Source organism: Pseudomonas caricapapayae, assembly GCF_001400735.1.
Taxonomy (GTDB): Bacteria; Pseudomonadota; Gammaproteobacteria; order Pseudomonadales; family Pseudomonadaceae; genus Aquipseudomonas; species Aquipseudomonas caricapapayae.
Map to the genome: position 1 here is coordinate 1 of NZ_LJPW01000183.1, position 11,151 is coordinate 11,151.

Consider the following 11,151-nt stretch of genomic DNA (forward strand, 5'->3'; position numbering starts at 1 on the left):
GAGTTGGGCTTGCCAGTAGGCGGTGGACATTGTGCCGGGGGAATTTGGAATTACAACGCCCTTGGCTCTTTGTTCGCTTTCATACTGTTCCGTAAAAGCATCATCACGATTCCAGTAGAAAGCCCAAAGCTTGCCCAGGTCGGTATTTTTGTTCTGGTTTTCCTCCGCTTCGTTAGTGGCGTAGGGACGAATGTAGCGGTCTACCCGATCTGAGCGAGTGACCAGCAAGCCTGTCATGCTTTCGAATACTGTCGGTACTACCTGAACGTTTTGCAGACCGGGAGTACCTGCAACGCGTAAGCCGTTTCGTGTGACGTCACCGTCTCTACTCACAATCAGAGCTTCGGGTACTTGAAGATTTTTTTCAAAAAACTGCAACAGATGCTCAATCATGCTTTGAGCACTGAGTGCATTTTCGGCTTCCTGCCACAAAACTAGCGTCACGCCCAAGGTAGCGGCATTTCGGCCGCTCATTATGTTGTCCGCAGCGCCGGTGTCTGATGGTTGCTTGGGAGGGGCAATGGCGAACGTCGGAAGGGGCCAGTATGCAACCGACTCTCCAGCGGAGTGCTTGAAAGCAGCGCGGGTATTGGCGCTATGGGTATTCTCTCGAGAGACTAACGAGTCTGTATAATCTTTTGGATCTTGCGAATATATCGAGGTGAAATTGTTTTTCTTTTCTTTGATTTTTCGCCAGATAGATGACTGGTGCCAACCCCCTACTGCCACTCCGACTCCCCGCATTTCCAAAGCATATGTCCGTTTTTGCACAGCTTGCTGTTCTACGACCTGTGCTGCCACGTTGGATTTATAGGCCGCTAGTTCAGCTTTTTCGTGAGCAATAGCTTTACCCCACCAGTGGCCACTGTAGACCAGGAGTGCCGTGCCTATAATGGCTACAATGCCCCGGCGGGTCACCGAATGTAGGTCACGAAGTTCCATATTATTTTCTTGCGCTTTAAAATAGACAAGCAGAGCAAATCCTGTCCAGATGGACAGCAGTATCGCGTTTGTCCAGAAATAAGGCTTCAGCGCAGGTCGAGTTGATGGTTTCAGTTGGCGAGTTATCATTAAGGACTCCCTTTTTCAGCGTGAGAGAGTGATAAGCGAAGGAGGTGTAAGCGGTACTAGGTTGGGCGCTGGGAACTTGCCATATTCGTAATATTTATGGCTGGCGCTAATCAACAATTGCGCCTCAACACTTAAACGTGTCCAGCCCGCTGACTTTTGCACTCTTTCAAAACCTTCTTTATCCATCCTCCAATTCGCAATCGCCACCAACACCTCACGCATCGCCGGATCGTTCAGGCATTTCGCCTGCCCGATCGCGATGTCCATCGCCGTGACCCAACGCTGATTTTCCGGGCTGCGCAACACCGCAGAGTGATAGCTGTTCGGGTCCAGTTCAGGAGTCTCTGCCAGCCTTGCCCGAATTTCGTTGGGGGTCTCTTCTCGCTCCAGAGCGTACCTGTCCGAGGGTTTGGGCGCGCCCTCACCGGTCAGTCGCCGACTTTGCATGGCACTGGTTTGATCGCCGGACGCTTTGCCTTTATTCCAGCGGTCGCGCTCTTGCTCCAGATCTATCCGGCCTGAATAGGTCCTGATATTGATCCAGTTGAACCTGGCGCTGGGGTTGCCCAGGGCGGCGTTGATGCTCACATCATCGGGCTTGTCTAAGCCTGCCTTTGTGGCAGTGCCTGATTCAAACTCGCCACCAAACATCTGTGGCTCATGTGGAGGGCTCAAGGGTTCGGCATTGATCAGGCACAACTGGCCTATCTCTACCGGGGCTTGCGAGATGACACCTGCCACTGTCCAGCCTCCGGGATAGCGAGGTTCATCATCGGCACGCAACAGCTCGCGGCCTGCGGGTTTCCCGACCAGTACTGGCGCGCCGTCGCGATGGCGTTTGGTCCACATGCGCTGATAGAAGCGCAATGGCTGCAACTCATTCATGGGCTGCCGGCCGTTCTTTTTGCCAAGCGTGTCCCACACGCCATAAGTACCGATGCCCTTGACATCATCCAGCGCGACGGTGGTGTCGTCCGGGCAAAAATACAGGTACACCTTGCCGCGGTTATCCCGCTCGGGAAATACCGTCAGGTTACCGACCTTGTCCTTGCGCGAGCCTTGTGTAGGCGACCACTGCGGGCCGGCTCGTCCGCAGTAGGTTGCAGGGTTGCGCAGGTCTGACAGCGGCGGCTGGGTGTGCGGTGCCTCAGTCACCTGCGCGACGATGCGGGTCAATGTGGTTAGCGTGTCCTGATCTTTGGGGGTGACTTCCGGGAACAGGCAGTAGGGCGTGTCCACCATGATGATCGTGTCCGCGCAACGATGCCCTGCGTCGACCAGCAGCGCTTGCGCCACCAGGGTGATTAACGTGCCTTGGCTATGCGCCATGATTGTGATGGTTTCGTTGGCAGATACCCGGCGTATCTCCTTGACCATCATGGCGAGCCGGTGAGCGGCCAGCACGTAATAACGCCGATGCGGGTTATCGCCTATAAAATGCGTATTGGGCAGCATGAGGCGGGCCGCCTTGAGACGCCCGGTAAGCGGCAGGCCTTTGTCATACATATCCAGCAGGTTGTTGGTGGCGTTAACGAAAAAACCACCGGCCTTGCCGAAATGCCGATCCAGGCGATTGCCCTGTATGTCCTGATACTGGTCGCGCAGTTTGGTGGGGTCGTTGTTTTTGTCTCGACTGATTTCGCTGGGGGCGGCTCGATATCCCCAATAAAAGGGAATCAGCAGACTACGAGTTTTCGGATCCTTGGTGTCGCGCTGATAAAGATAGGTGTCAGGATCATCAAGTAAGGCTCTCTGATCACTGTCCCTTTTCTCATAGGGAACATTTCCCGCTTCCTTGTATTTTTCCCCATACCGCCCCGCCAGCAGATCCGGCCGATCCAGCCGCTCATTGACCCCCTGACACAACCCCGTTTCCACCGACTCATAAGACGCCCCCGGATCATTCACGCCATGCAGAAAGATCACCACGCCGGGCAAATCGGCGGGCACTTCCATTTTGCAGGTGGTGTTGAGGTTGGGGATCAGACGTGTGGTGCCTTGGGCAACGGTGTATTCATCGGCACCGTTCATTGCGCACCGCCTTTCGGTGTGCCGCTGCGCAGCGCCGATACTTGTGCCTGATGCATCATTTCGCGTTCCACTCGTTCTGTCAGTCCGTCTGCGTTCGTCATTCCTGTCACCCGGCTGCCGTCTTCCAGTTTGATTTCATAAGAATGGTCCACCGCTGCCCGCGGGCTTTCTTCGCTGTGACCGGGGTAGTGCAAGGCGACCTGCTGGGCGGCGGGGTCGCGGCCAAAAGAGGGGAGCTGAGCGCTGTCGGTTTTCGGCCCGATCCAGTCGTGTTTGCTGGCGTGTACGGTGACCTTGCTTTGCGAGCCGATCTCGACACCGCCGCCAATCCTGATATAGCTGCCGTCATCGGCGACCAGGCGAATGGTCGGCGCGGTGATCACCACTTCACCTTCGACGGCCGACACGTGCAGGTTTTTCTGCGCATTGAGGGCGATGTCGTCTTCCTGGGCCTGCACCAGCACTTTGCCCCGATTGGCGATGGCGCTGATCCCGCCGTCCTGGACGAAGGCCGAGAGCCCTTTGCCGGCCTGCAGGTGCATGGCCGCGCCGCTGGTCAATTGCAGGTTGTCCTGCGCGGTGGTGTCGTGATTTTCGCCGGCATAGTGAACCTGCGAGCGCGGTGTGCCGCTGGCGATGCCGGCAGCAGCGGTCATGGCCAGTACCGGGTCGCCCAGGCCGTTGCCATCGGGCGCGGGCCACTGTTCGAGCGACTGACGCAAGGCTTCGATGCCTTGAACATCCACCGCCTGACCGCCGCGAGCGGCAGCCGTATCGCCGAGGGCTTTGAACAGTTCGCCGCACTCGACCAGCAGCTTGAGCAACTCTTCGCGATCCAGTTGCGAGCCTTTTGCTTCAGTGCGCGCATAGGTCGTCAGCAACATGCCTTGCGCAGCACGCAGGGCGATGGCGGCATCGGTGCGCAGTTCTGCGCCGTGACCACGCGGTTGCGCAGTGCCGTCGGTGCGTGGGTCGGTCAGCTTGCCCAGGTTGAGCGCCGTGGCCTGATGGGTCGTGCCCATGCGTGCGCGCAGCGAACCGGGTGTGTCGTCGAACAGCAATTCGTTGAAGCCGCTGCCCTTGTGTTCCTGGGTACGGATCCCCGACAGCGTGCGGTTGCCCGGCAGCCCCGAGGCCTTGCTGAAGCGCGGTGGCAGGTTGATATTGTTGTAGAGCACCGACGTCACCAGAGGCCGGTCGATATCGCCCCCCAGAAACGTCACCAGCACTTCCTGGCCGATGCGTGGTAGGAACTGATGCCCAAAGCCGCTGCCCGCGCTGGGCATCGCCACCCTCAGCCACGTAGTGCCTTTCGGCAGGCTGTCGCCACGCTGCCAGTGGAACCTCACCTGTATCCGCGCCAGCTCATCAGTGAACACTTCCTCACCTTCCGGCCCGACCACGATTGCGCTGAGCGGGCCGGGAACGGTGGGGCGGGGTACGGTGAGCGGAGGCCGATAAGGGATCTTGTGACGGATGCATTCGAACTCGTTGCTGTAACCTGCGGCGTCCTTCGACAAGTAGTTATTGCAGCCCTCATGCCTGACCGATAACAGCAGAAAACGACGATCTTCGGCAGTGCCGCGGTCGTGATCGAAATGCTGTGTCAGTTCAAAGGTATGACCGGGGTACAGGGCGCGGCAATTACTGTTGCCGGTGAACGTCTTGCCCTTGACTTCAAGAGCTTCCAGGCGCTGACGCACCAGTCGTTCACCGTCATTGAACGTACCGTGGCTGTAATGATTGAGGAAGTCATACACTTCGTACGATTCGACATTGCCCTGCTCATTGATACTGGGCATGCCGACAGGCAATTGATTGCGGGGTTGCCTGTAATCGAAGGTCTGAATGGACATGCGCCCCGCTTGCAGGCGCCGATGGCTGCGCCACTCGGTAATCGAGTCCGACGTTTCGGTAACGGACGCCGTGTGATAGCGAAGGGTCGGCTGTTGTGGAAGTGGCAACAGGTCACGCGAGTGATCGAGAATAATCAGCGTGTGCTTTTCTTTGTCGTGCTCGAAATAAAAGAACAGCCCTTCGTGTTCCAGCAGTCTTAGCACAAACGTCAAATCGCTTTCACGGTATTGGGTGATGTAACTGTGCGTCTTGAGTGGCTGGCTGAGTTGAAACTCGAAATCGGGTAATACACCGTAGGCAGAAAAGACCGTGCGGATAACGGCTTCGATGGTGTGCTCCTGGAATATACGCGAGTCGATACGCCGCGAGAGCATCCACAGCCAGGGGCGTAGTGTGGCGCTGTAATGCGCCAGACCGCCGTCGCTGCCTTGCAGGCTGAAGGTGCTTATATAGCCATTGATGTAACGCGCCTCGCCGGTGGCCAGTTCGATTGCCAGTTGTGCAGGCTGGCCGATCTGGGACTTGAGCGCCAGGCCGGCGTCTCGGCTGAGCATGGATAACTCAAAGCTGAACAGTTCGGACAGGCCTTCAGTGCCGGTAAATTTCTCCAGCAGCAGTTCCTGTTCGTCACGGGCAACGGTCGTCAACTTGATCAAGCGACGGTTTTGCGGCGCAAAGAGGGCCGTTAAATCCTTTAGCATTGTTGCTCCGAGATAAAACCAGCGTCTCTTTCCGGTTGAGAGTGCCGATAGAGAGAGGTGTGGAAATCGATGGATCTGTTTCCGGGCTCACACCATGAGATTGCAGCGGTATGTCACCAGGCGACATTACTACTAATAACGCGGCGAAATGAGGCGAGAGGGCGAACGAAGACGTCGGCCATTTCATAAGAAGTTGTAGTGCATTTCTTACAGTGATGACGCTTTACACTTTGGTTGTATCGACCGACTGGATGACTGACTTCGCCTGAACAACTTGAAGCCTGCATTCAATCCAGCGCGAGGCCATCAAAAAATGCTATGAAAATCTTGTACATGAAATTACATTGGTACAAGTTTTGTGGCGCTGGGGTATTGGCCTGCCAGCGTTGATGTACAGACCAACAGCCTGTCGCCACGTCCTTTCAGGTGCTTGCAGAAGCCCCGCGGAGCTCGCCCATTGACCCAATCCCCCCATCTCTATCTTGTCCTCGGCGATCAGTTGTCCTTCGACCTGAAGTCTCTGGAACACCTCAACGCCGAACGCGACACGGTCCTGCTGGTCGAGGTGATGGAGGAGGCGAGCCATGTGCCGCATCATCCGCAGAAAATCGTGCTGATCTTCAGCGCCATGCGTCATTTTGCCCAGGCGCTGCGTGAGCGTGGGGTTCGGGTGCAGTACGTCGCGCTCGATGATCCGCACAATACCGGGTCGGTGCCGGGTGAGTTGCGGCGCTGGCAGGCTTTGCTGCAGGCCGAAGAGGTGCACGTTACCGAGTGCGGTGACTGGCGGCTGGAGCAATCGATCAAGGATTGCGGGCTGTCGATCCAGTGGCATGCCGATACGCGTTTTCTCTGTTCCCGTGAAGAATTTTCCTCGTGGGCACAAGGCAAGAAGCAGCTGCGCATGGAATTTTTCTACCGGGAAATGCGGCGCAAAAGCAGGCTGCTGTTGAACGGCGACGGCACGCCGGTGGGCGGTGCCTGGAACTTTGATGCGGAGAACCGCAAGGCGCTGCCCAAAGGGGTAGCGGCACCTTACCCGATGCGCTTCTGCGCAGACGCGATCACGCGCGACGTGTTGACACTGACGGGGCAACACTTTGCCAGTCACTACGGTTCGCTGGATGATTTCGATTACCCGGTCACGCATGCAGATGCCCAGTCGCTGTGGGACTACTTTCTGGATTTCGGGCTGGCCGGCTTTGGCGATTATCAGGACGCGATGGCCAGTGATGAGCCGTTTCTGTTTCATGCGCGGATCAGCGCTGCGCTGAATATCGGCCTGCTGGATCTGCGCCAGATCTGCAGTGACGTGGAGTCCGCGTACTGGTCGGGCAGGGTGGCGCTGAATGCCGCCGAGGGTTTTATTCGCCAGTTGATCGGCTGGCGGGAATACGTGCGCGGCGTTTATTGGCTGAAGATGCCCGAGTACGCCGATGGCAATCTGTTCGGCAACAGCAGGCCGCTGCCGGAGTTTTACTGGACCGGCGAAACGAAGATGAACTGCATGAGCCAGGCGATCGGCCAGAGCCTGAAGCATGCCTATGCCCACCATATTCAACGCCTGATGGTGACTGGCAACTTCGCCCTGCTGGCCGGTATTGTGCCGGAGCAGATCTGCGAGTGGTACCTGGCGATTTACATGGACGCCTTTGACTGGGTCGAACTGCCCAATACGCTGGGCATGGTCATGCACGCCGACGGTGGGTATCTGGGCTCCAAGCCCTATTGTGCCAGTGGTCAATACATCAAGCGTATGTCTGACTATTGCCGCAACTGCGCTTACAAGGTGACCGAAAGCACCACCGACGATGCCTGTCCGTTCAACGCGCTGTACTGGCATTTCCTGATGCGTCATGGCGATCTTTTACGGCGCAACCAGCGTATGGGCATTATTTACAAGAACCTTGATCGCATGGCCGAACCCAGACAACAGGCCCTGTGGGAACGTGGGGAGTCGTTGCTGGCCAGGCTGGATGCCGGAGAGGCGCTTTGAAAAAGAGTGAACTGCCGGTCAAAACCTGCGCGGTCTGCGGGCTGCCGTTTACCTGGCGCAAGAAGTGGGCGCGCTGCTGGGACGAGGTGCGCTATTGCTCGGAGCGCTGTCGGCGAAACAGGCAGTCGGTGAACCCATAACGCTTTCAAAATATTTCGAAATGAAAAGCGCTGAACTATCGCTTCGCCAGCATGATCCTTTTCTATGCGCATTCAGCGCGACCCCGACAGGCCAGAGCATTCGCACTGAGCATTGATCCAGGGTCGCCGAACGAAAAGGAGCCGTCATGACCGTAACCACCCATCCCCTGTACCGCTACACGCCAGGTCCGCTACACGCGACCCTGCTTGCGGGAACCGTCCCGCTGTTTCTCGGCGGACTGTTGAGCGACATCGCCTATTACCAGACCTATCAGATTCAGTGGAGCAACTTTGCCGCCTGGCTGATTGCCGGAGGTCTGTTGTTCTGCGGTCTGGCTTTGCTGTTCGCACTGGTCAATCTGGTGCGTGCGGATCACAAGGCCGGCCGTCCCGTGGCTTATTTCCTGTTGCTGCTGGTTACCTGGGTGCTGGGGCTGGTCAACGCCTTCGAACACGCGAAGGATGCCTGGGCGGTCATGCCGTCGGGGCTGGTGTTGTCGGTGATCGTGACCGTGCTGGCCTGTGCTGCAACATGGACAGGGCTGACCAGCCTGCGTTCGGGAGGTGCAGAATGAAGCACGCTCACGCATTGACGGTATTGAGTATGGCGCTGCTGCTGAGCGCTTGCGGTGGCGAAGCGGACACTACGCAGGCACGCGGGCCGGACCCGAAACTGCCGGAGCCGCAACGCGGACTGCTGCCGAGCATGAAGATTGCCGAGCCTGTTGCATGGGGCGAGCAAAAGCCGACTGTGCCCGAAGGCTTCAGCATCACGGCGATTGCCACCGACCTGAGCATTCCACGCCAATCCCTCGTGCTGCCAAACGGCGACATTATCATTGCCGAAGGTCGTGGTGGCAGTGCGGCCAAACTCAAGCCCAAGGATGTGATTGCCAGCGTCATCAAGGCGCAGGGCAATACCAAGGTCAAAGGCGGAAATCGCCTGACCTTGCTGCGTGACGCGGACGGCGACGGCCAATACGAGCTGAAGACGGTCTTCGCCGAAAACCTCAATGCGCCTTACGGCCTGGCGTTCGCCAATGGCAAGCTTTACGTGGCCAATCAGGATGCGCTGGTTCGCTTTGATTATCAGGACGGCCAGACCAAAGCCAGCGGTGAGCCGGTCAAGGTCACCGATCTGCCTTCGGCGATCAATCACCATTGGACCAAGGCGCTGACGGTCAGCCCTGATGGCCGCTCCCTGTATGTCGGGATCGGTTCGAACAGTAACGTGACCGAGCGGGGCATGGAGGTCGAAATCGATCGCGCGATGGTCTGGCAGATTGATGCTGAAACCGGAGCCCACAAGCCTTATGCGACCGGCTTGCGTAACCCTACCGCACTGGCGATCCAGCCCGGCACCGGGCAATTGTGGACAGTGGTCAACGAGCGTGACGAGCTGGGACCTGACCTGGTTCCCGACTACCTGACCTCGGTGAAAGAGGGCGCGTTCTACGGCTGGCCATACAGTTACTGGGGCCAGAACGTCGACACGCGTGCCCAGCCACAAAACCCGGCCAAGGTCGCTGCGGCGATCAAGCCTGACTACAGCCTTGGCTCGCACGTCGCCGCACTGGGCGTGTCGTTCTCGATCCCGGCGATGGGTGACAAATTCGCCGACGGTGTATTTGTCGGCGAGCACGGCAGCTGGAACCGTGATAACCCGGTTGGCTACAAGGTGATCTTCGTACCGTTCAGCAATGGACGCCCTGCGGGCGAGCCAGTGGACTTCGCAACGGGTTTCCGTGGGGCTGATGGCAAGACTCGCGGGCGACCAGTGGGTGTGACGGTGGATCCGAAGGGCGCGTTGATCATCGCCGATGACCTGGCAAACACTGTCTGGAGAGTGGCCCGCAACAAATAGGTCATGACGATGGCTGTTGCCGCGCTGCGCCAGACAGTGGCGCAGCGCGGCACGAACTGTCTGTCGGCGTGCAGTATCGGCACGCTGGTCAGGTGGATCGGCGTATGTCCACATGCGTTCTGTGCGGGAGCCGTCAAGCGTCAAGTGACAACAAAAACCCCTCGCAAGGTGGCTTAGATACGGGTTTACACGTTAGGGTTGGTCGCTTCCGCGCGCTGGCCTGAACGGTCAGTTGCTGATATTCCCGAATTCTGGAACCGCTGTGAGTCGCTTTGAAACCGCTGAAAACGTCAAACTGAAGCCCGCTTCCTGGTGGGCCGTCGGCAGTGTATCCCTTGGGTCGTTCGCTACCGTCACCACTGAATTTCTCCCTGTCGGGCTGCTGCCCGATATTGCTCGCGATCTGGGAACCAGCGTCAGTCAGACGGGCTTGATGATGGCGGTGCCCGGCATCCTCGCGGCCATTTCGGCACCTTCCTGTATCGCCCTGTTCAGTCATGTTGATCGCAAGCGCCTGCTGCTGGGGCTGCTGGCGATATTGCTGGCGTCCAACCTGATCGTGGCGTTCTCGGCGCACTTCTGGCTGACCCTTGCCGGCAGGGTATTGCTCGGCTTTGCGCTGGGCGGTTTCTGGACGATTGCCGGGTCGCTCGGGCCTCGCTTGAGGCCGGGCAAGGAGGGCGTAAAGGCGACCGCGTACATTCTCGCCGGTGTTTCGATAGGCACTGTTGCGGGGATTCCGGCGGGCACGCTGATCGGCGAAGCGTTCGGCTGGCGAGCCGCATTTGAAACGGCGGCAGCTGTGACCATCGCGGTTGGTTTGTTGATTGCAACCTGTCTGCCTGCGCTGCCGGGCGAGCGTTCTGCCGGCATCAGCCAGATGCTTTCACTGGCGGGCGAGCAACGAATCCGTCGTATGTTTGCTGCGGCACTGTTGATCTATGTGGGGCACTTCGCTGCCTACACTTACCTCGCGCCCTTTGTGCAGGAATTTGCGCATATCGAAGGTCAGACTCTGGGCGTTTTGCTGTTCGCCTTCGGTCTGGCAGCGGTCGCGGGTAACCTGGCCGGCGGAGCTCTGGCGGCCAGAAACGCACCGTCTTCGGTCTTGATCATGACCCTGTTGATGCTGGGCTCGCTGACTGCGCTGCTGACGTTTGTCGGCAACCCCTGGCTGCTCTGGCCGGTCATTCTGGTCTGGGGGTTCGCTTTCGGGATGATCCCCATCACCACGCAGATCTGGTGCTTCGAGGCGTCCAGTGGGCGTGTGGAGGGGGTTCAGGCCTTGCTGGTCTGCGTGGTCAACCTGTCGATTGGCGGCGGGGCGTTCATTGGCGGCGTGGTCTCCGGTCGTGTGGGCTTTACCGCGGCTATCGTGATTGGTGCAGTTTGCGCTGCGCTGTCCGCGACCACCGTGGCGCTGTCGCTGCGCAGATCAAGACCGGTGCGTTGCACAGACTGATGTGTCGGCGCTGACGAATCGGGCGATGA

8 protein-coding genes are annotated in these 11,151 nt (G+C 58.3%); 5 read left to right on the forward strand and 3 right to left on the reverse strand.

Translation table 11 applies throughout. The features are described from left to right. The 3 genes from ALO80_RS27585 to ALO80_RS27595 all read right to left on the reverse strand — a co-directional run. Window positions 1-1,071 (reverse strand): type VI lipase adapter Tla3 domain-containing protein (locus ALO80_RS27585; protein WP_122301882.1); only part of this gene is annotated, 1,071 nt, incomplete at its 3' end. 15 nt (window positions 1,072-1,086) lie between these two features. Next, window positions 1,087-3,102 (reverse strand): T6SS effector phospholipase Tle3 domain-containing protein, encoded by a 2,016-nt coding sequence (locus tag ALO80_RS27590; RefSeq protein ID WP_055011259.1) that lies wholly within the window; start codon window positions 3,100-3,102, stop codon window positions 1,087-1,089. Continuing rightward, window positions 3,099-5,660 carry a type VI secretion system Vgr family protein gene (locus ALO80_RS27595; RefSeq protein WP_055011260.1) on the reverse strand — a complete coding sequence of 854 codons (2,562 nt, stop codon included), beginning with the start codon at window positions 5,658-5,660 and terminating at the stop codon, window positions 3,099-3,101. Before ALO80_RS27595 ends, ALO80_RS27590 begins: the two co-directional genes overlap by 4 nt. A gap of 457 nt (window positions 5,661-6,117) precedes the next feature. On the opposite strand from ALO80_RS27595, the gene ALO80_RS27600 reads away from it, so the two are divergent. The 5 genes from ALO80_RS27600 to ALO80_RS27615 all read left to right on the forward strand — a co-directional run bounded on the left by ALO80_RS27600 (window position 6,118) and on the right by ALO80_RS27615 (window position 11,122). Next, on the forward strand, window positions 6,118-7,656 hold the full coding sequence (locus ALO80_RS27600) for a cryptochrome/photolyase family protein (RefSeq protein ID WP_055011261.1): 1,539 nt from the start codon (window positions 6,118-6,120) through the stop codon (window positions 7,654-7,656). Then, window positions 7,653-7,796: a DUF2256 domain-containing protein gene (locus tag ALO80_RS30200; protein WP_082427558.1), complete on the forward strand. Its 144-nt coding sequence runs from the start codon at window positions 7,653-7,655 to the stop codon at window positions 7,794-7,796. Before ALO80_RS27600 ends, ALO80_RS30200 begins: the two co-directional genes overlap by 4 nt. A 146-nt stretch (window positions 7,797-7,942) precedes the next feature. After that, the gene (locus ALO80_RS27605) at window positions 7,943-8,371 is read left to right on the forward strand and encodes a DUF2231 domain-containing protein (protein ID WP_055006713.1); all 429 of its coding nucleotides are present in this window, start codon (window positions 7,943-7,945) and stop codon (window positions 8,369-8,371) included. Further along, window positions 8,368-9,660 carry a PQQ-dependent sugar dehydrogenase gene (locus ALO80_RS27610; RefSeq protein WP_055011262.1) on the forward strand — a complete coding sequence of 431 codons (1,293 nt, stop codon included), beginning with the start codon at window positions 8,368-8,370 and terminating at the stop codon, window positions 9,658-9,660. Before ALO80_RS27605 ends, ALO80_RS27610 begins: the two co-directional genes overlap by 4 nt. Window positions 9,661-9,922: 262 nt before the next feature. Then, window positions 9,923-11,122: an MFS transporter gene (locus ALO80_RS27615; protein WP_055011263.1), complete on the forward strand. Its 1,200-nt coding sequence runs from the start codon at window positions 9,923-9,925 to the stop codon at window positions 11,120-11,122. Window positions 11,123-11,151: the final 29 nt, after the last annotated feature.

What these genes read in the sequence shown, in the direction of transcription:
- ALO80_RS27590 (WP_055011259.1), bottom strand. Translation starts at nt 3,102, where the DNA reads ATGAACGGTGCCGATGAATACACCGTTGCCCAAGGCACCACACGTCTG.
- ALO80_RS27595 (WP_055011260.1), bottom strand. Translation starts at nt 5,660, where the DNA reads ATGCTAAAGGATTTAACGGCCCTCTTTGCGCCGCAAAACCGTCGCTTG.
- ALO80_RS27605 (WP_055006713.1), top strand. Translation starts at nt 7,943, where the DNA reads ATGACCGTAACCACCCATCCCCTGTACCGCTACACGCCAGGTCCGCTA.
- ALO80_RS27610 (WP_055011262.1), top strand. Translation starts at nt 8,368, where the DNA reads ATGAAGCACGCTCACGCATTGACGGTATTGAGTATGGCGCTGCTGCTG.